Here is a 19,799-nt window from a genome sequence, read left to right as displayed (position 1 = left end):
AATAAGCATAATGTCATATCTGTAAAAAAATTCAAGAATGATTATATAAACTGTGAGGAAAAAAGCAATAAAGCTCTATGAGGATCAAGATCAAGGAATGTATAGAAATAGGGAGGAAATTAGATGAATAAGGTATTGATTGTAGTTGATATGCAAAATGATTTTATAGATGGAGCATTGGGAACGAAAGAGGCAATGGGTATTCTTCCGGATGTAATTCAAAAGATAAAGGATTTCGAGGGCAATATTATATACACCAGAGATACTCATAAAAAAGATTATTTATCCACTCAGGAAGGTAAATATTTGTCCGTAGAGCATTGTATAGAAGGCACATACGGATGGGAGCTGCAAAAAGATATTAAACAATTAATGGAAGATACGAAAAGTACCATATACAACAAAAATACATTTGGTTCAAAAGAACTGGCTCAGCAGTTGGTAAAAATGGATGGAAATGAGTCAATAGAAGAAATAGAATTAATAGGACTTTGTACCGATATTTGTGTGATTTCCAATGCATTAACAATAAAGACATTTCTGCCGGAAGTAAAAATATCGGTAGATGCAAAATGTTGTGCGGGAGTGACTCCGGAAAGCCATCAAAATGCTTTAAATGCAATGAAGATGTGTCAGATTCAAATTATAGATTGATTTTGAAATATATGTAGTTAACGGAGCCGGTTTTCTGACCGGCTCCGTAACTTTGATAACTTTAATTATATGCTTCTATACATTTTTGTTTATCTTTATTTTTGAGAAAATAGTCCACAGAATAATTTAACAATTCCTTTTCGAAGGCTGAAGAAGAATAGCAGTGGTCCGCATTTTCAATTATATGCACTGAACTGTTGGGAAATACCATATTATAGCAGTATGAATTTATCGGCAATACGTCGCAATCTCCGCTTCCTTGAATTATCAAAACCGGATTCTTATAGTTTTTGGCATATTCCAAAGGATTAATATACAATAATTCGTTGAAGAAGTCTTTGCCTACCACATCTCCTAAATAGTCTATATCATTACCCTTAATTCCTTTGAGAAATTCGTCGTGGCTAAGTAGATTATAGAAGTTCCAAAAGGGATTAGACACCGGGGACCATAATACAAGCCCGTCACTATTAACTTTAGATGCCAATATTGAAGCTACACAGCCGCCCATGCTGAATCCTAAGATATATAGTTTTTCTGTATTGAATTCTTTTTTATAATATTCTATAACGTTTATTCCGTCTTCTATTTCTCCGCTTATGGTCATATTTTTGAAATCGCCTTCACTATCCCCTGAACCTACAAAATCGAATCTTACGACGGAGTATCCTATTTTTGATAATCTTTCCGAAAGTTTTTTGTACATCCTATGAGGTTCTATTTTTGTGCCGACAAATCCGTGAATTAAAACTACCAAATTTTTTCCTTTATTTTCATCTTTATCATATTCTAAAATGCTTAATATTTTATATCCTCTGCTTTCAATCCAAGTACTTTCTTGCATAATATGCCTCCTTCATAGATGATTAATATAAATTATATTTACCCTATGTGTCAGGATAGTTGTCATATGAAATAAGACGATAGGCAGGAGGTGGAAATTTTCCACCTCACTGTTCTATTCAATTATCTGTTATTTAATATCTATACTATTTTTGCATCTTCGCGACTAAAATATTCCTTGGTTTGTGCACGTACTACCTTTATTAACAAGAGCACGGAAACCAAATTTACTAAAACGGCGAAACCGTTTGCAGTATCGGTTAGTGCAAATAAGAAATCAGACCCTAACAGTGAGCCTATAAAGCACAATATTAAGCTTACAATTTTGTATGGCAGAATGCCTTTTGTACCTGCCACATATGCCATACCTGTCTGCCCGTACCAGCTTCCTCCGAAAATTGTTTTAACAGCAAATGATGCAATGGTTATGGCTACTATAGCTTCACCCACAAACCCCAAATTTTTAGAAAATGCATGGACAACTAAAGTTACCCCGTCTTCGCCGGTTTTCCAAACACCTGTTACTAATATAACAAGTGCTGTAAAAGTACATACTATATAGGAAACGATAAATACTTCGGATATTCCGTATAGTCCTTGCTCGCAGGGATGTTTTGCCTTTGCTGTAGAGTGAGCCATAGGCGCACTTCCGCAGCCCGCTTCGTTTGCAAGTAAACCTCTTGCTACTCCGTATCTGGTTGCCGCCATAATTGTCGATCCTGCAAAGCCTCCGACAGCAGCTTGTCCGGTTAATCCGGATTTAAATATAAGAGCAATTGCACCAGGTATCTTTGTAATATTTAATATTAGTACAATCAATCCACCTGCAACGAAAAATGTGGTCATTACGGAAACCGACGCATAAGCAGCTTTGCTTAAACGATCCAATCCGCCTAAAATAACCAGAGCCACAATTATTGTTGCAATTATTCCTGTTACTATAGGAGGAATATTGAAGGCTGTTTTTAAAGAACTTGCTGCGGAACCTATTTGAACCATATTTAAACTTATTAATGATACCACCGATATAATAATAGCAAATATATAACCTGCCCACTTAGCGTGTAGTCCGTTTTTATATACATACATCGGACCACCTCGATATATTCCATTTTCATCTTGTTGTCTGTAAACAAGAGAAAGCACTACTTCCGCATACTTTAATCCCATTCCCAATAATCCTGAAATCCACATCCACAGTACGGCACCGGGACCACCCATGGCAATAGCTGTACCGACTCCGACAACGTTACCTACTCCAATGCTTGACGATAAAGCCGTAAATAATGCTTTTACCAGAGATATGTTTCCTGCTACTTCTTTTTGGTCTTTCTCGGCTTTTGTACCTTTAAAATAGGATTTAAAAGTCTTTTTTAATGCTAAACCTAAATATTTTTGGATGCCGCTCGTAGCAAATAATACAATTATACCGGTGCCTAATAATGCTATTAAAACCCATTTACTCCATAATTCGTTGCCCAATGCATAAATAAAATTTTCAAATGCCACAATCATCATCTCCCTAAATTTTTTATAATTTATAGGTCAGTATAATATTTTTTTAAATCTATAGCCGAGGCAAAGATGTAAATTTTAAACTTTGTTTTCAATAATTATTAAAAACGTTTGCTCATGAAAGGATAATTTTTGATATAGACATTACTGTACCGACGAATCATGTCCGCTACAGCAAAGTTTTTGCAAACCATTCTTCAGTTGAATCAAGGAGCTGTTTTTCATGTTCAAGTTTGTCATATGTGTGGCCAGCTCCTTCTATAAAATGAACCGTGCTATTTAAGTTAGTAAAAGATTCCCTGTATCTATATGCGTTTATTGGAGAAATAGCTGTATCGGAAGTGCCCTGAATCAATAGAATAGGGTTTTGATAAGTTTTTATTTCTTCAACAGGGTCAATTTGGGCTAATTCTTTAAAGAAATTTCCCTTTAACGCATCACCGTCGGGTATACAAATCGTTTTCCCATCCAGTCCTTTAAGAAATTCTTCTTCTCCTATATAATTTAACAAGTTCCAGTATAGGTTAGAAACCGGTGACCATAATACCAATGTTTTGATTTCTTTTATTCTTGCGGCCGTACAAGCAGCCACGCAACCTCCTAAACTGTATCCCAGCAATCCTATATCTTTAGCGTTTTTATTATGTTTCAGCCAATCTATACATGTGATTACCTGGTTTATTTCTTCGGAAACAGTTATATCTTCAAAATCACCTTCACTGTCTCCATATCCCAGGAGGTCAATTCTCAAGGAATTTATTCCTTTGTTTGCTAATCGTCTGCCAATTTTTATAAACATTCTATGTTTTTCTGCTTTAGCGTCTCCGATACCTTGAATCATGATAATCCAAGGAGATGTTTTTTTATCGGATGTTTCGTGTAACATTCCTATCATATTTTGATTGTTATGAGTGATAACTACCGGCTTTTCCATATCAACTCTCCTTTATATAAGATTATAATTATGCTGTATCGCATTATTATACATGGATACGTTAAATTCGCACAAACATACTACAACATAGTACGGCATACTGTAATATAGAACGTATATATTAATATAATATTAGCATGCTTATTTCTTAAAATCAATAGTTTTAAAAAAATAAATTTTGTAAAAATTTCGTATATTTTTTAAATTTGTCCTATTGATTAATAATTATATTCATGATATAATTTTGGTACTATATAATAATACGGCGTACTATATAGAAGAACACACTATATATTATTTAAATGGGAGAAACAAAATGAAAAGCAACAGCTGAAAAATTATTTAATCAGCGGGGAGGGTTATGCAGAGAACAAAGAGGAATTGGGTTATATTGTATCGAGTCTATCATCTTTTGTTTCAAGAATGAAAAAGGACTTGGCTGAAGATGGGGAATACTCTTGTAGAACTGACTGATAAAATATCAGAAAAATCTGGGTTTCAGTTAAATTTAGCGTATGGTTATAATAATATATTTTAGGAGGAGAATTAATATGAGTAAGAAAAAAACAATATTAGATTTTTATCAGATGAAGAAAAACGGTGAGAAAGTATCGTGGGTAACTGCCTATGATTTTCCGATGGCATCTTTCGCTGAGCAAGCGGGGATTGATATGATACTTGTGGGGGATTCTTTAGGTATGGTTGTATTAGGATATCAAGGAACTATTCCGGTTACAATGGATGATTGTATTTCTCACTGTCAAGCAGTTAGAAGAGGTGCACCAAATACATTTGTTATAGGAGATATGCCTTTTGGATCTTATCAGATATCAGATGAGGACGCAGTTAATAATGCATGTGGATTTTTAAAGGAAGCGAATGTAGATGCAATTAAATTAGAGGGCGGAAGAAGAGTTATTAGTAGAATTAAAGCGATTTCCGATGCTGGGATTGTCGTGTTCGGTCATATAGGTCTTACACCTCAAAGTTCCGGACAATTGGGAGGATTTAAAGCACAGGGCAGAACAATTGACAGTGCCAGAGAGCTTATTAAAGATGCTTTGGCAATTGAAGAAGCCGGAGCAAGGGCATTATTGTTAGAAGCGGTTCCGCCTGAAGTTACAGAGTATATAAGTAAAAAACTCAGCATACCAGTGTATTCCATAGGAGCCGGAGCTCCATGCGACGGACAATTGCTTATTTGTGGAGACATGTTGGGGATGTTCCAAGCGTTTACACCAAAGTTTGTAAAGAAATATGCAAACGTTGCGGAGATTATAACAGAAGCCTTTAAGGAATATATAAGTGATGTAAAAAATGTGAAATTCCCGGAGGACAAGCATGTATATCATATTAAGGACAGCAAGGAGCAGTTCGAGGCTTTATTCAAAGAATTTGAACAATAAAAGAAACAAAGTTTTATATAAGATTAATCTGCCATTTTACCTATATAGGTAAAATGACAGATTAGTATAGGCAAAGACAATGCACAAATTGGAAAATATAATTGAGGATGGTGAATGAGAATGACAGCTAACATATTTGCAGATAGAGCAGGAAGATTAAAAGGGGAAGCGGCCTTTGAAATTCTTGCTAAAACGAAGGAATTGGAGGCGCAAGGGAAAAATATTATTCATTTTGAAATAGGGGAGCCTGATTTTGATACACCGAAAAACATCGTAGAAAAAGGGAAGGAAGCTTTGAATTTAGGATATACCCATTATGCAACGACGCAAGGATATCTTCCTTTGAGAGAAGCAATTACAAAATATGTAAAAAAACATAAAAATATAGATACAAACCCTAAAGAAATAGTTGTTACACCCGGTGCAAAGCCCGCTATATTTTATACATTTTTAGCCCTTGTAAATCCCGGAGATGAAGTTATTTATCCTGATCCCGGATATCCCACGTACGGCAACCTGATTTATTTTTTGGGAGCTGTTCCCGTTCCTATACAGATAAAAGAAGAAAAAGGATTCAGATTGGATATAGAGGAGCTTAAATCAAAGATAACAAATAAAACAAAACTTATTGTGATTAATTCTCCTGCAAATCCTACAGGAGGAGTCTTGACTCCTGATGACATTGATGAAATTGCCAATGCAATAAAAGGGAAAGGAATATATGTATTATCGGATGAAATATATGACAGGATAGTATATTCGGGCGAAGTAAAATCCATAGCCTCCATACCTGAGTTGAAGGATTGGACAATAGTAGTTGATGGGTTTTCTAAAGCTTATGCCATGACCGGCTGGAGGTTAGGATATGGCATAATGAATGAAGAGTTAGCAGAAAAGATGAGCAAGCTAATGGTTAACAGCAATGCTTGCGTCGCAACCTTTACTCAAGTGGCGGGAGTTGAAGCGCTTTTGGGGCCCCAGGATGAAATAGATAAAATGATTGAAGAATTCAGGAGAAGAAGAGATCTGATAGTAGACGGCTTAAATTCCATAAAAGGATTTAAATGCCTGAAACCTAAGGGAGCATTTTATGTATTTCCTAATATCACGGGAACCGGAAAGAGCAGCAAAGAGCTGGAGAATTATTTATTATATGAAGCAGGGGTTTCTGTGTTGGCAGGAACCGGCTTCGGGGAAGTGGGGGAAGGTTACCTGAGATTGTCCTACGCCAATTCAATTGAAAACATACAGATAGCCTTAGAGCGTATAGATAAGGCAATGAAGTCTATATAATTAATGACTCGACAAAACGGTGAAAATTCAGTAACTTAAATTTAAAAGATATAAAACTTCCTTTTCAGTTTATGTTTATTTAGCTGAAAAGGAAGTTTTATATATAATGGATTTGGATTATGCTGCTTTTATCTAATTTAGTTATAGGGATTGTAGAACAATTGAAAAGAATTTTTCTATAACTTTGATTTTTTGAATATGTTGACATTAAATATTTTTTCATATAAACTATAACTACTAATCAGTTCAAAAGTTAATTTCAAATTTAAAGTATAATAAGGAAACATTTGTAAAGATGGTGGTATGATAAATGTTTAATGAAAAGTTTGTTAATGAATTAAAACATTTCGGCATATTTTTAGTTATATATACTTTAATTTTTATTCTGTTTGTTAAAACAATTTCTTATACTTTTCCTTTTTTTATATCATTTGGAATAGCCTTTTTAATTCAGCCTTTAGTCAGATTTTTTAGAGACAAATTAAAATTGAAAAAAGGGCTGCCCTCTTTTTTAGCATCCCTTATAATATATTCGTTATTTTTTTTAATTGTATATTTATTTTTTTCTAAGGCAATAAACGAATTAAAACTTCTTCTGATAAATATTTCTGCAATAGATATAGATAAAATTTTAAAACCAATACAGGATTTTATTTCAAGAGTAGGTGTATATTTTGAAGATATAGATCCGTCCTTTGTGGAAGAAAACAGCGAAAACATATCCAATATTGTTAAAGGCGGCTTTAATATATTGGGAAAGGGCTTAAACGGCTTAGTGTCCATTGCTATGCGTGTGCCTATGGGAATTACAGCATTATTTGTTATCATTATTTCCACTTATTTCTTTTCAAGGGATATGGATAAAATAAATGAAAAGGTAAAATCTATTTTTTCAGAGAAAGCTAAAATAAAAATGAGCAACATTAAGCATGAAGGAATTGACATGATTACTAAATATGTTAAATCTTATTGTTTAATTTATTTTTTAACCTTTTTGCAAACCCTTATAGGTTTTTCTATATTTAGAATCAAATATGGATTAGTCTTAAGCATTGTCTGTGCAATAGCCGATATTTTGCCGATATTAGGGCCTGGGTTAATATACATACCTTTAGCAATCATATATTTTATTATGAAGGAATATTTTGTTGCATTGGGAATTATAATATTGTATTTGATAATAAGTGTAGTCAGACAAGTGATAGAACCCAAAATCGTGTCTGTTTCTCTTGGGATACATCCAGTTTTAGTATTGGCGATTATGTTTATTGGATTAAAAGCCTACGGATTGTGGGGATTAATTTATTTAACAATGCTTGTTGTTTCTTATAAAGTATTAAAGGCATCCAATGTATTTTAATAAAAATAGAATATAATATTTCTTATGGGAGGGAAGATTATGCAAGAAATATTTAACAGAAGAAGTATCAGGCGATATGAAAATAAGACTGTGACAGATGAACAAATAGAGCAATTGTTAAGAGCAGCGATGTATGCTCCTTCAGCAGGAAATGAGCAGCCATGGCATTTTGTTGTAATAAAAGACAGAGAAACGTTGAATAGAATAATGAAGATTCATCCTTATACTCAGATGTTAAGGGAAGCATCTTTGGCCATAATACCATGTGCAGATACAAGTAAGGTAAAATATAATGGTGTATTTTGGCCTCAGGATATGGCAGCTTCTATACAAAATATTCTTCTTCAGGCAAATGGCATAGGGCTGGGTACCTGCTGGTGCGGAGTATATCCAAGAGAAGAGCTCATGGCTCCCCTATCTGAGATAATAGATTTGCCAAAAGGTGTTAACCCCTTTGCAGTAGTTGCAGTAGGTTATCCTGCAGAAAAGGGGATGGCAGGAGACAGATTTAAGAGAGAAAAAGTACATTATGAAAAGTGGTAATATTTTTGCTGGACGATCTTCATTAATATAGACTAATTTCTATCTTAGTCTATATTTTGTTTATAGGACACGAACTTTAAAAGAGATATTTTATTATAAATGGACATATATTAGTAGAACATTATATTAAAAACGTTTTCAATTTTGAACAGCATATTTTCGTGATAAATGGTATAATAAAAGAGTAAACTCTTTATAAGGGGGATTGATTTTAATGAAGAGCAAGAATGTCATGGTTTGCGTGACTCAGCAAAAAAATTGTGAAAGGCTAATTCTAAGCGGATATAGCATGATCAATAAAGATAAAGATAGGTTATATGTAATACACGTTGTTAATGAAAAAGAAAATTTTTTAGAAAGTCAAAATGATGGAGAAGCCTTAGAATATTTATTTAATGTATCCAAAAAGGTAGGCGCAGATTTGACTGTTTTAAGGTCCAAGGATATCGTAAAGACCATGGCGGAATTTGCTAAAAGAAATGATATTACTCACATATTAATGGGGCCATCCCCGGATATTGATGCGGCTGACAGCCAGAGCATTAATTATAAACTGAGGAGGGCTTTGGATAAAGTAGAGTTTATAATATTATAATTATAAAATGTTATAATATTATTCTTGATTTCTAAACACAAGAAATAAATTAATAGAGTATATATTAGGTTATGGAAAAAGGCCTCTATTAAATATAAATACATATTAAGGAGGCCTTTTTTGTACACTAAGGTAAATCATATTCCTTCCATAATTAAGTCAAATGCCATGTCTAAAATTTCATCTGCTTTTTCAGGAGCAGATCCTCCCTGAACGGTCTGACTGTTTCCTCCTCCCTTAATTTCCGGAATACTATTTTGTATAGCTTTTAGAATTCTTTGCATATTTACTTTAATCAATTTGTTTCTGCTGAATATAAATTGACACTTTTCTTGATTTATAACTGTAAATAGCGTCAGCACATTTTCGTTTTCCTTTAAATAAGAGGATATAAAACTTACCTCCTTAAAATCTGTATCAATAAATATTTTTTTGATTATTCTTACGCCATTTTTTAATTGGCTCTCTTTGAGCAAGTTCTTCGCTTTATATATGAGGAGTTCTTCCCTTAAATCCCTGTTATCTTTTTCTAAATTTTCGTATTCCGTAAATAATTTTTCAAATTTGTGTAGGACATCTTTATCCTTTGTGGACAAAATATTGGAAATTTTGTTGATATAGCTGTTTTTCCATGAATAATCGTTTAATGCTCTAAATCCGCATGAGAACTCTATCCGAATGTTTCTTTTCTGCTTTTCCCACTTTCTTATTTTGACAATCCCTATTTCTCCGGTGGCCTTACAGTGGGTACCGCAACAAGGACAAAAATCAAATCCGTCTATTTCTACAATTCTGATATTTGAATCAACTGTAGGCTTTTGTCTTACAGGTATTTTGCTGACATCATCCTTTAGAATTTCATAAGTTTTTATGGGAAGATTAGAATATATGACTTTATTAGCAAAGGTCTCCACTTTTTTTGCTTCTTCTTCATTGAAATCGGAAATATCTATATCAATATATGAATATTCACTTCCTATATGAAACCCTAAAGTCTTTCCGTTATATAATTTATAGAATACCGCAGAAAGAAGATGTTGTCCGGAGTGTTGTTGCATATAATCGAACCTTAAATTCAGATCGATTTTCAGGTGAACTTTATCGCTATTAATATTTTTTTCTATGACATGAACTATATCTCCGCCCTCTTCAAATACATCGATTACGTCTATATCATTTATTTTTCCTTCGTCCTTAGGTTGTCCTCCCGCCAAATTCGGGTAAAAAATTGTCCTGTTAAGCTTAAGATAAAATTTATTTTTTAAGTATTTTTTCTCTGTTATTCTTGCATCAATTTCACTTAAATATGGATTTTCCAAAAATATTTTTTCAGTCATCGTATTCACCCCTACAGTATTGTTTAAAAACATTTTACCACTATATTTGATATAATAACAATAACAGATAAATTATAATTTCCATTTTAAATATGATATAATATATGAAATATGAATGAAGGGGTAATGATATGGGTAAATCAAACGGATATTATTTTGTTATATTAGGTTTAATACTTATGATATGGGCTTTAAACAGAATTCATAGAGACAGAAAAAAATAATTTTAAATATGGTTTTTAGGGGATCAAAGGATGAAAAGACCATTTGTTTTTATTGCAGTTTCCTTCGCCTGCGGAATAGTATTTTCCTATTTTTTTAATCTTAACTTTACGACATTAAAAATAATATTTGGAATATTGATACTGATACTGCTCTTTTTTATAAAGTTTGATAAGAGGAGTTTAATTATTATTTTCATTTTATTATTTATTGCCGGAGCTTTTAATACATATAACAAGCTGAATAGCAGCTATTTATTAAATTATGTTGGTTCTCAGATAAATATAAGAGGAATTATAAAAGAAGTAACTTTAAGCTCTGATGAAAAAAAGCGATATATTTTAGATACTGAAGAAATAAGGATTAAAGGCCAAAGACATCTTATAAAAGAAAGAATGTCTTTAAACGTCGTCGGTAAAAATGAATTAAGTCCCGGAGATGAAATATATTTTCCATGTGACTTAAAGGAAGTAAAAAGAAATACAAATCCTAAATTATTTAATTATAAGCTTTATATGATGACGCGAGGCATATATGTTACAACTACCGTAAGAGATTATAACTTGGCTGAAACAGGTAAGGAAAAGCTCAACAGGATGGAATACCTATCTTTGAAATTTAAGGATAAAGTGGAAGATACATTCCAAAGAACCCTTTCCCCTTCTAATGGAAACTTAATGAAATCCATATTATTAGGAGAATATGATTATCTGAAGGAAGATGAAATTTTAAAGTACAGGGAATTGGGACTGGCTCATATTTTAGCTGCTTCCGGACAACATATAGGAATTATATCCTTTATAATAATTAAGATTCTTGCTTATTTGGGAGTTGAAAGAAAAATTAATATTTTAATTACGTCTTTTATTGTATGGATGTATGGCATGTTTATAGGGTTTCCTCCGTCCATATTAAGGTCCTTAATAATGTTTTCAATCATTTTGTATTCCCAGATGTCTTTCAGAAGATATGATAATATCAATACGTTGTTTTTTGCTATGCTTGTAATTCTTGGATATAATCCTTTATTCCTGTTTGATATAGGGTTTCAGATGTCATTTATCGCTACCTTATCCTTATTTGTTTTCACATCAGCCATAAGACATAAATTTTACCCTTTCAGCAGAGGGTTGTTATCTTCTTTATCCGCCATTTCAGCAATTCAGGTAGGCATTATCCCCGTTAACTCATATTATTTCAACAATATATCTCTTGTCAGTATCCTTGCAAATTTTATATTACTACCACTGTTTTCACTTATATTAATAGGAGGATTTTTTCTTCTCATTTTTTCTTTCATTAATATGAATATCGCCGTTTACGCAGGGAAGTTACTTGAAGCAGTGATGAATGTTCAAAACTGTATTTCAGATGTTTTGATGGAAGCTTCTCCAAAGCCCTTTAAAGTTTTTTCCCCGAATGTATCGGAGATGATAATATATTATTTTTTATTATTAAGTATTTTTAGGATAATAAGATTAGATGTCTTTGATTTCAGAATAAGAAAGGCAATCTTCTTTTATTCCCTAATTTTAATATTATTTTCTTCTATTCTTGATTTTACAGATAAAAGTATGAGAGTGGAGTTTATAGATGTGGGACAGGGAGATTCCATATTGTTGCGAACAAATAACGGAAATTACTTAATTGACACGGGAGGAAATATCTTTGGGGATTTTGATGTGGGAGAAAGAGTAGTCCTTCCATACCTTGTTAAAGAGGGAATATTTAATTTGTCAGGGGTATTTATTACTCATTTTGACGAGGATCATTGCAAAAGCCTTCCTCTTCTTATGGAAAATATGGACATAGATAAAATTTATATAAGCCATTGTCCGGAGGATAATAAGATATTTAATGATATGAGCAAAAAGGCGGCAGAAAAAAAGATTCCTCTTATAGAGCTTAAGGGAGGAGACAATATTTATATAGATGATAAAATTTATATAAATGTTATCAGCCCTAAAGGGGATTTAAGCAGCAGAACGGATAAGGAAAATAATTTTTCTTTGGTGTTTTTCTTAAATTATTATAATAACAAGATTCTTTTTACGGGTGATATTGAAAAAGAAGTAGAGGAGCTTATAATCGAAGACTGTACTCCTGCAGATTATTTAAAGGTCCCTCATCATGGAAGCATGACTTCCTCTACAGACGAATTTATTAAAAAATTAAGTCCCAAATATGCTTTTATATGCGTAGGGCAGAATTCATACAATCACCCCCATGAGGTAGTATTGGAAAGGTATAAAGAACTGGGAACGAAACTGTACAGAACTGATGAAATGGGACTTATAACTTTAGAAATGGATAGAGCAAATGTAATCATAGATTATTTTTTGAAAGATAAAATGGATCTATGGGAATGTATAATAAAATACGAAAGGGAAATTAATTTTGGTATAATATATATATTATTGGAGTTTATATTCTTAAAGATTTATGTTTCTTTGGAAAAGGAGTTAAAATATTATGAATTATGAAGAGTTGATGACGGATATTAAAAGCAGGAAATTAAAAAGGTCATATATATTTTATGGGGAAGAAGAATATTTGATGGACTATTCCCTGAAATTGCTGAAAAAAGAGTTTGTTGATAAAGACTTGGAATCATTGAATTATGTTGTTATCGAAGGGAAGGAAGCGGATTTTGATATGATATTTAATGCCTGCGAGACCCTTCCATTTATGTCGGAAAAGAAGATTGTGGTAGTTAAGGATTTGAATATTTTTTCACGAAAAAAATCGGATGAGGGTAGAACCGTTAAAAATAGTTCCTTTGCGGAATTAGGAGATTATATTCAAACTTTGGACAATTATGTATGTTTAATATTCATAGAAAAACAAAGTGGAGTTGATAATTCGTTAACTTTGGTAAAAAAAATAAAAAAAGTTGGAGATTCGGTTAACTTCTCACGATTGAAAGGAAAGATTCTCAACGATTTCGTAAAAAAAGTTTTTGAAGAATATGGCAAGGTTATTGATTTATCGAATATCAGATATTTTATAGATTCATCTTCATATTTTGGAATGAATACGGACAAAAATTTATACGATTTAAAAAATGAAATTGGAAAGATATCAGAATATGCCGGGAATAAAAAGAAAATTTTAAAGGAAGATATCGATGTAATAATGAGCAGGACTTTAGAAAACAATATATTTAAGCTTCTTGACAATATTGCTCAAAAAAACACGGATGATTCTCTGAGACTTCTCAATGAAATGTATCTTGCCGGGGAGCCGATACTTAGAATTCTTTATATGATTATAAGACAAATAAGGTTTATGCTTATGTATAAATTGTCGAAGAAAATGGGATATGATAATAAAAAGACTTTGGAAAAGCTTAATATAAAGGAGAGAGAATTTGAAAATATCAGAAAAAAAAGTGAGAATTTTTCTGAAGAACAGCTAAAAAAAGCATTAAATTTTTGTGCTGACGGAGACAGAAACATAAAAACAGGAATAATGGAAGAAAAATTGGCGTTGGAAATGCTGGTAGTTCAATTATGTGTTTATAATCAATAAAACTTCGGATCTTCCGAAGTTTTATCTTTACACTGCTTCATTTACTTTCTCATTTAATCTTCTGCTTAATCTGCTGACTTTTCTTGATGCAGCATTCTTATGAATAGTGTTTTTTATAGCTGCTCTCTTTAACTTTTTATCTATAAGTTTAAGTAATACTCTTGCTTCTTCTATGTTATTATCATTAAGAGCTTTATCAAATTTTTTGATATATGTTTTAATTTCGGATTTTCTGCTTTTATTTATAGCTGTTTTATTTTTAGTGACCTTTATTCTTTTGATTGCGGACTTAATATTTGCCAATGATTTCACCTCCTCTTAATCTAACAAAAAACATTTTACCATGAAGAAGTATAAATTGCAAGGATATTTAACTTTACAATACATAAATATGAAAATTAAACTTAAAATAAGGAGAGGAAAAGATAGGAGGGATTTTGTGTTTCAATTCAGAACAGATTTAGCCGTAGAAGACAGAGAATTTTATAGAGAAGGCAAAGATGGAGAAGTGCCGGGAGTGGAATTTAAACAATACGAGAAGAAAAACTACAGCATAACAAAAGTAAAGATATTGAATTCTCAGGGAGAAGAGAACATGAGAAAACCTAAGGGCAATTATATAACTGTGGAAGTACCCGAACTTAAAAATTCTGATGATGAATTAAAGGAAGAAATCAGTTTTTTAATTTCGAGGGAAATAAAATCTCTTTTTAATATCAATGAATTGACTAAAACTTTAATTGTAGGTCTTGGAAATTGGAACGTAACTCCGGATGCTTTAGGGCCTAAAGTAGTTGAGAAGATAATAGTTACCAGGCAGTATTTTGTAACATATGAAAAGGAAAAGGACGAAGCACTCTCCAACGTATCGGCAATATCTCCCGGAGTTATGGGAACTACGGGAATAGAAACAGGTGAAATAATTAAAGGGATAGTTGAAAAAACAAGGCCTGATTTGGTAATAGCAATTGATGCCTTGGCCTCAAGAAGAATGGAAAGGGTCAGTACCACCATTCAAATATCCGATACCGGAATAAATCCCGGAAGCGGAGTAGGAAATATGAGAATAGGATTAAACAAGGAATATTTAGGTGTACCCGTCATAGCTATAGGAGTGCCGACAGTAGTAGATGCGGCCACTATGGTAAACGATACCATGAATCTGATTATTTCTTCCATGAAAAAGGAAGCAAAGGTGGGAGAAGAGTTTTATAATCTCCTTGAAAATGTTTCAAAGGAGGATAAATATAGTCTTATAAGGGAGGTATTAGAACCTTATATGCCAAATGTTTTGGTTACCCCAAAGGAAATAGATTCTTTAATCACTAATTTGTCCTTTGTTTTGTCTAACGGAATTAATTTGGCTGTTCATCATGGGTTGACCTTTAAGGATTTGAATTCATATATCAGTTAATCTAACTTAATTTCATATATTGAATAAATGGAGAATATAATTTGTTAAGATACTAAAGGAATAAGGGGTGCTTAATTATGAATACCAAAAGGACAAGAACAGATTATATTCTCTATGCTTTTTTTCTTATGCTGATCTTTTTTATTGGGGCGAGTATAATCAATAATTTGTTTGTTATTTCAGATAACAAATCTGAGGAGATTTCTCCTAAAACTGTTAAAACATCTGATCTAATCATAGACCTTTTTTCGAAATCAAATTCATGGTTTAAATATTATTTGGAAAAAGAAAATAAGGAAAGTTCATCCATATATGAATATGTAAGGGGAAAATATTTTAATGTATCCATCGATATAAATAATTTTGTTAAATCTCAGTTTCCAGCACTGTTTTCTTTAGCAAATGATAAATTCACAGTATCCGACAACAAAGGGGAAGATAAAAGTAAAAGCCAGGAAGAAAAAACAAATGCGGAAACATTGGAAGATTTAATTCTCATAGAAGATGAACTGGAAAAAGAAGAAGGAAAACTGATGGAGGAAGACTCCAGTGCCAGTGTGGACGTAAGTAAGATTTCAAAGCCTTCTAACATTAATCCCATAAAAGTAGATAAAAGTAAGCCATACATAGTAATATATCATACTCATGGAACCGAAGGATATTTGCCAATAAAGGAAAATCAGTATCATACAACTGAAAGAAAATATAATATGCTTACTATAGGTGATGTGATGTACGAGACGTTGAATAAAGATGGGTATAATACTATACATATAGATACATACCATGATATTCCGTCTTACGGCCAGTCTTATTCCAGAAGTTTAAAGACCATTACTTCCAAATTGAAGGAAGAACCTAATCTCAAGGTGGTATTTGATGTTCATAGAGACGGAGTTTCTGAAGATGCCTCCTATATTGACAAGGCAAAATCCGAAGCCAAGGTAAAAGTTAATGGTGAAGATGTAGCGACTTTTTCTTTAGTTATAGGGCCTGATTCCCCTAACGTAAAAGAGGTCACGGAATTTGCAAAATATATAAAAAATGTTTCTGATAAAATGTATCCCGGATTATGTAAGGGAATAATAATAAAACCTACAGGAAGATTTAATCAGTTTGTAACGAATTATTACGCTCTAATAGAAGTGGGAAGCAATCTTAATACTATTGATGAAGCCAAGGCATCTTCCAAGCTAATAGCAAAGATAATAGGGGTTGTTATGTCCAACATTATATCGGAATAATTTTTGCTTTTAATAATTTTTAAAAATGATATAATATATAAAGAGAATTGATTGGAGGAATATATGATGGAAGAAGAGAGGAAAAACGATAAAAAGAGTGAAGCCATGGAATGGATAAAAAGCATAGTTTTTGCAGTAGTTATAGCACTGCTTATAAAGTCTTTTGTTTTTAACACTACTTATGTGTTGGGAAGTTCTATGTATCCTACTTTATATGAAAAAGACAGATTATTTACCGATAAAGTCTCTCTGTATTTTAAATCTCCGAGAAGGGGAAATATTATAGTACTTAAAGCTCCGGATGTTGCAAATAAGGATTATATTAAAAGAGTAATCGGAATTGCAGGAGATACGGTTGAAATAAAGGATGGGAAAGTATATTTAAATGGTAAGGTCCTTAAAGAAAATTATATATTAGGAGATTCTTATACTCTTACTTATGATAAGAGTAAGTGGGAAGTGCCAAAAGGGTATGTATTTGTCTTAGGAGATAATAGAGAACAGGGAGCAAGTAAGGACAGCAGATATTTTGGATGTATTCCCGTCGATTCGATAAAGGGAATTGCTAACTTTAGATATTTTCCCTTTGATGATAGGTTCGGAAAATTAAATTAGTATAAAAATTCTAAATTTACCCAATAATAATTTGGGTGATAAATTTGGAAACGAGGATGAGCAGAAGTAAAAGTAAAAAGAAAAATAGATCTTATTTTATTCTAAAGATGAGTCTAATTTTATGTGCTTTTGTATTTTTGTATTTCGGAGTTAAAGCTGTTAATATTTCTTTTTCTCAATTAAGGGGAGAGAAAAGTGATATTTTTTTTATTGGAAAAGAAGAGGAAAAAATTGAAATTCATTTGTTTGGAAAAGAATATTATTTAACATTAAAATGACCAATGAAGTTGGTCATTTTAATTTACATGAATTTAATTCTTTGCTATAATTATTTATGATTATTTCCAAAGATTGAGGAGGAAGTTTATATATGGATAGGCAAAAGAGAATAAGAAATTTTTCAATAATCGCACATATTGATCATGGAAAGTCCACTTTGGCAGATAGGCTTATTGAAACTACAGGACTTTATACTGCAAGGGAAATGCATGATCAAATGCTTGATAGCATGGATTTGGAAAGAGAAAGAGGAATTACAATAAAACTAAAAGCAATAAGACTTATTTATAAAGATAAAAAAGGAGAAGAATATATTCTTAATCTAATAGATACTCCGGGTCATGTGGATTTTAATTATGAGGTATCGAGAAGCCTTGCAGCCTGCGAAGGTGCCGTACTTGTAGTAGATGCAACTCAGGGAATCGAAGCTCAAACTTTGGCAAACGTATATTTGGCTTTAGACCAAGATTTAGATATTATTCCCGTTATAAATAAAATAGATTTGCCAAGTGCAAGGCCCGAAGAAGTTAAAAAGGAAGTGGAAGACGTGATAGGGCTGGATTGCGAAGAAGCCCCGCTGATTTCTGCGAAGGAAGGTATTAATATTGACAAGGTATTAGAACAAATAGTAAAAAATATTTCTCCTCCAAAGGGAGATGAAGATGCTCCTCTGAAAGCTCTTATATTCGATTCTTATTATGACAGCTATAAAGGAGTGGTCGCATATGTAAGAGTATTTGACGGATGCATAGAGTCGGGAATGAATATAAAAATGATGTCTACGGAAAAAACTTTTGAGGTAGCGGAAGTGGGAGTTACCGGTTCGAAACACATTCCTGTTGAAAAACTGAGAGCGGGAGATGTAGGATATGTAACGGCGAGTATTAAAAATGTGAAAGATGCAAGAGTAGGAGATACCATTACGGAAGTTGAAAATCCAACTTTAAAGCCCCTTCCGGGATACAAAAAAGTTGTGCCCATGGTTTATTGCGGGATTTATCCGTCGGAAGGAGAAGATTTCAATACGATAAAAGATGCCTTGGAAAAGCTTCAGGTCAACGATGCAAGCCTGACCTTTGAACCTGAGACTTCCCAAGCTTTAGGCTATGGTTTCAGATGTGGATTTTTAGGGCTTCTTCATATGGAAATAGTCCAAGAGAGGCTTGAGAGGGAATTTAATTTAGGGCTTATAGCTACAGCTCCGAGCGTTATATATAAAATTAAAAAGAGCGACGGAAAGATGTTGACTATCCAGAACCCCACTAATCTTCCCGAACCGTCGGAAATTGAATACATGGAAGAACCCATTGTAGATGCATCCATTATGACTCCCGACGAATATGTGGGAGCAATTATGGAATTGTGCCAGAACAGAAGAGGTATATTTAAAAATATGGAATATATAGAACAAAACAGAGTGGTTATGCATTATGAAATGCCTCTGAACGAAGTAATATATGATTTTTTCGATGCTCTAAAATCAAGAACAAAAGGATACGCTTCTCTTGATTATGAATTGAAAGGATATAAGGAGTCCCAACTGGTTAAATTGGATATATTAATAAATTCGGAACTGGTAGATGCCTTTTCTATTATCGTCAACGAAGATAAAGCATATGAGAGGGCAAGATATATTGTGGAGAGACTTAAAGACGTTATACCGAGGCATCAATTCGCCATACCGATTCAGGCAGCAATCGGTTCTAAAATAATCGCCAGGGAAACGGTAAAGGCTTTGAGAAAAGATGTTTTAGCTAAATGCTACGGAGGAGATATTACAAGGAAGAAAAAACTTCTTGAAAAGCAGAAGGAAGGCAAGAAAAGGATGAGACAAATAGGTTCGGTGGAAATACCTCAGGAGGCCTTTATATCTGTGCTAAAATATGATGAAAAAAAATAAATTTATAATTTTTAAATGGAATGTATGGCTGATACGTTCCATTATTTTCATCAATTTATGCTTTTCGTAAAATGAATTTCAAGAAAGGCTTTCTTACTATAGTTTAAGGGGGTA

The 19,799-nt window shown here is 32.7% G+C and carries 18 protein-coding genes; 13 read left to right on the top strand and 5 right to left on the bottom strand.

All coding sequences use genetic code 11. The annotated features are described in order from the left end of the window. Positions 1–123: 123 nt before the first annotated feature. Positions 124–654 carry a cysteine hydrolase family protein gene (locus EQM13_RS11560; protein ID WP_114218100.1) on the top strand — a complete coding sequence of 177 codons (531 nt, stop codon included), beginning with the start codon at positions 124–126 and terminating at the stop codon, positions 652–654. A 61-nt stretch (positions 655–715) separates the two neighbouring features. Here the strand turns inward: EQM13_RS11560 and EQM13_RS11555 are convergent, their stop codons facing one another. The 3 genes from EQM13_RS11555 to EQM13_RS11545 form a co-directional block, all read right to left on the bottom strand. Continuing rightward, positions 716–1,498 carry an alpha/beta hydrolase family protein gene (locus EQM13_RS11555; protein WP_114218099.1) on the bottom strand — a complete coding sequence of 261 codons (783 nt, stop codon included), beginning with the start codon at positions 1,496–1,498 and terminating at the stop codon, positions 716–718. A 140-nt stretch (positions 1,499–1,638) separates the two neighbouring features. Continuing rightward, complete coding sequence (locus EQM13_RS11550; RefSeq protein ID WP_161567234.1) at positions 1,639–3,006, bottom strand: alanine/glycine:cation symporter family protein; 1,368 nt, start codon at positions 3,004–3,006, stop codon at positions 1,639–1,641. A gap of 175 nt (positions 3,007–3,181) precedes the next feature. Next, on the bottom strand, positions 3,182–3,946 hold the full coding sequence (locus tag EQM13_RS11545; RefSeq protein ID WP_071138982.1) for an alpha/beta hydrolase: 765 nt from the start codon (positions 3,944–3,946) through the stop codon (positions 3,182–3,184). A gap of 551 nt (positions 3,947–4,497) precedes the next feature. Between EQM13_RS11545 and panB the strand changes: the two genes are divergently transcribed. The 5 genes from panB to EQM13_RS11520 all read left to right on the top strand — a co-directional run bounded on the left by panB (position 4,498) and on the right by EQM13_RS11520 (position 9,143). After that, positions 4,498–5,352: a 3-methyl-2-oxobutanoate hydroxymethyltransferase gene (gene panB / locus EQM13_RS11540; RefSeq protein WP_114218097.1), complete on the top strand. Its 855-nt coding sequence runs from the start codon at positions 4,498–4,500 to the stop codon at positions 5,350–5,352. Positions 5,353–5,472: 120 nt separating this feature from the next. After that, a complete protein-coding gene (locus tag EQM13_RS11535) occupies positions 5,473–6,645 on the top strand; it encodes a pyridoxal phosphate-dependent aminotransferase (protein WP_114218096.1) in 1,173 nt (390 codons plus the stop codon). Positions 6,646–6,955: 310 nt separating this feature from the next. Then, entirely contained in the window at positions 6,956–8,005 is a 1,050-nt protein-coding gene (gene ytvI / locus EQM13_RS11530) for a sporulation integral membrane protein YtvI (RefSeq protein ID WP_128752730.1), read from the top strand. 39 nt (positions 8,006–8,044) lie between these two features. Next, positions 8,045–8,548: a nitroreductase family protein gene (locus EQM13_RS11525; protein ID WP_114218095.1), complete on the top strand. Its 504-nt coding sequence runs from the start codon at positions 8,045–8,047 to the stop codon at positions 8,546–8,548. A gap of 214 nt (positions 8,549–8,762) precedes the next feature. Beyond that, positions 8,763–9,143 carry an adenine nucleotide alpha hydrolase family protein gene (locus tag EQM13_RS11520; RefSeq protein ID WP_071138987.1) on the top strand — a complete coding sequence of 127 codons (381 nt, stop codon included), beginning with the start codon at positions 8,763–8,765 and terminating at the stop codon, positions 9,141–9,143. Positions 9,144–9,280: 137 nt separating this feature from the next. Here EQM13_RS11520 and EQM13_RS11515 read toward each other — a convergent pair whose 3' ends face one another. Continuing rightward, positions 9,281–10,480 (bottom strand): alanyl-tRNA editing protein, encoded by a 1,200-nt coding sequence (locus EQM13_RS11515; protein ID WP_071138988.1) that lies wholly within the window; start codon positions 10,478–10,480, stop codon positions 9,281–9,283. Between the two features lie 254 nt (positions 10,481–10,734). Between EQM13_RS11515 and EQM13_RS11510 the strand changes: the two genes are divergently transcribed. Together EQM13_RS11510 and holA are read left to right on the top strand one after the other, a co-directional pair. Continuing rightward, positions 10,735–13,185: a DNA internalization-related competence protein ComEC/Rec2 gene (locus tag EQM13_RS11510; RefSeq protein WP_071138989.1), complete on the top strand. Its 2,451-nt coding sequence runs from the start codon at positions 10,735–10,737 to the stop codon at positions 13,183–13,185. Next, positions 13,175–14,233 (top strand): DNA polymerase III subunit delta, encoded by a 1,059-nt coding sequence (gene holA / locus EQM13_RS11505; RefSeq protein ID WP_071138990.1) that lies wholly within the window; start codon positions 13,175–13,177, stop codon positions 14,231–14,233. The genes EQM13_RS11510 and holA overlap by 11 nt, the downstream gene beginning before the upstream one ends. Positions 14,234–14,260: 27 nt before the next feature. Here the strand turns inward: holA and rpsT are convergent, their stop codons facing one another. Beyond that, positions 14,261–14,536, bottom strand: a complete 276-nt coding sequence (gene rpsT / locus EQM13_RS11500) for a 30S ribosomal protein S20 (protein WP_071138991.1) — start codon at positions 14,534–14,536, stop codon at positions 14,261–14,263. A gap of 136 nt (positions 14,537–14,672) precedes the next feature. On the opposite strand from rpsT, the gene gpr reads away from it, so the two are divergent. From gpr to lepA, 5 genes are all read left to right on the top strand, one after another. Continuing rightward, on the top strand, positions 14,673–15,647 hold the full coding sequence (gpr, locus tag EQM13_RS11495; RefSeq protein WP_128752728.1) for a GPR endopeptidase: 975 nt from the start codon (positions 14,673–14,675) through the stop codon (positions 15,645–15,647). Positions 15,648–15,724: 77 nt separating this feature from the next. Further along, complete coding sequence (spoIIP, locus tag EQM13_RS11490) at positions 15,725–16,891, top strand: stage II sporulation protein P (protein ID WP_128752727.1); 1,167 nt, start codon at positions 15,725–15,727, stop codon at positions 16,889–16,891. 66 nt (positions 16,892–16,957) lie between these two features. Further along, on the top strand, positions 16,958–17,506 hold the full coding sequence (lepB, locus tag EQM13_RS11485) for a signal peptidase I (RefSeq protein WP_128752725.1): 549 nt from the start codon (positions 16,958–16,960) through the stop codon (positions 17,504–17,506). A gap of 56 nt (positions 17,507–17,562) precedes the next feature. Then, positions 17,563–17,784, top strand: a complete 222-nt coding sequence (locus tag EQM13_RS11480) for a hypothetical protein (RefSeq protein ID WP_161567233.1) — start codon at positions 17,563–17,565, stop codon at positions 17,782–17,784. A 92-nt stretch (positions 17,785–17,876) separates the two neighbouring features. Further along, positions 17,877–19,685, top strand: coding sequence for a translation elongation factor 4 (gene lepA, locus EQM13_RS11475; protein ID WP_071138995.1), 1,809 nt, complete (start codon positions 17,877–17,879; stop codon positions 19,683–19,685). Positions 19,686–19,799 lie beyond the last annotated feature (114 nt).

The sequence above is a fragment of the Acidilutibacter cellobiosedens genome (assembly GCF_004103715.1).
In the GTDB taxonomy this organism is placed as follows: domain Bacteria; phylum Bacillota; class Clostridia; order Tissierellales; family Acidilutibacteraceae; genus Acidilutibacter; species Acidilutibacter cellobiosedens.
This window is presented reverse-complemented; position numbering and strand designations above follow the sequence as displayed.

What these genes read in the sequence shown, in the direction of transcription:
- EQM13_RS11560 (WP_114218100.1), top strand. Translation starts at nt 124, where the DNA reads ATGAATAAGGTATTGATTGTAGTTGATATGCAAAATGATTTTATAGAT.
- EQM13_RS11555 (WP_114218099.1), bottom strand. Translation starts at nt 1,498, where the DNA reads ATGCAAGAAAGTACTTGGATTGAAAGCAGAGGATATAAAATATTAAGC.
- EQM13_RS11545 (WP_071138982.1), bottom strand. Translation starts at nt 3,946, where the DNA reads ATGGAAAAGCCGGTAGTTATCACTCATAACAATCAAAATATGATAGGA.
- panB (WP_114218097.1), top strand. Translation starts at nt 4,498, where the DNA reads ATGAGTAAGAAAAAAACAATATTAGATTTTTATCAGATGAAGAAAAAC.
- EQM13_RS11535 (WP_114218096.1), top strand. Translation starts at nt 5,473, where the DNA reads ATGACAGCTAACATATTTGCAGATAGAGCAGGAAGATTAAAAGGGGAA.
- ytvI (WP_128752730.1), top strand. Translation starts at nt 6,956, where the DNA reads ATGTTTAATGAAAAGTTTGTTAATGAATTAAAACATTTCGGCATATTT.
- EQM13_RS11525 (WP_114218095.1), top strand. Translation starts at nt 8,045, where the DNA reads ATGCAAGAAATATTTAACAGAAGAAGTATCAGGCGATATGAAAATAAG.
- EQM13_RS11520 (WP_071138987.1), top strand. Translation starts at nt 8,763, where the DNA reads ATGAAGAGCAAGAATGTCATGGTTTGCGTGACTCAGCAAAAAAATTGT.
- EQM13_RS11515 (WP_071138988.1), bottom strand. Translation starts at nt 10,480, where the DNA reads ATGACTGAAAAAATATTTTTGGAAAATCCATATTTAAGTGAAATTGAT.
- EQM13_RS11510 (WP_071138989.1), top strand. Translation starts at nt 10,735, where the DNA reads ATGAAAAGACCATTTGTTTTTATTGCAGTTTCCTTCGCCTGCGGAATA.
- holA (WP_071138990.1), top strand. Translation starts at nt 13,175, where the DNA reads ATGAATTATGAAGAGTTGATGACGGATATTAAAAGCAGGAAATTAAAA.
- spoIIP (WP_128752727.1), top strand. Translation starts at nt 15,725, where the DNA reads ATGAATACCAAAAGGACAAGAACAGATTATATTCTCTATGCTTTTTTT.
- lepB (WP_128752725.1), top strand. Translation starts at nt 16,958, where the DNA reads ATGGAAGAAGAGAGGAAAAACGATAAAAAGAGTGAAGCCATGGAATGG.
- EQM13_RS11480 (WP_161567233.1), top strand. Translation starts at nt 17,563, where the DNA reads ATGAGCAGAAGTAAAAGTAAAAAGAAAAATAGATCTTATTTTATTCTA.
- lepA (WP_071138995.1), top strand. Translation starts at nt 17,877, where the DNA reads ATGGATAGGCAAAAGAGAATAAGAAATTTTTCAATAATCGCACATATT.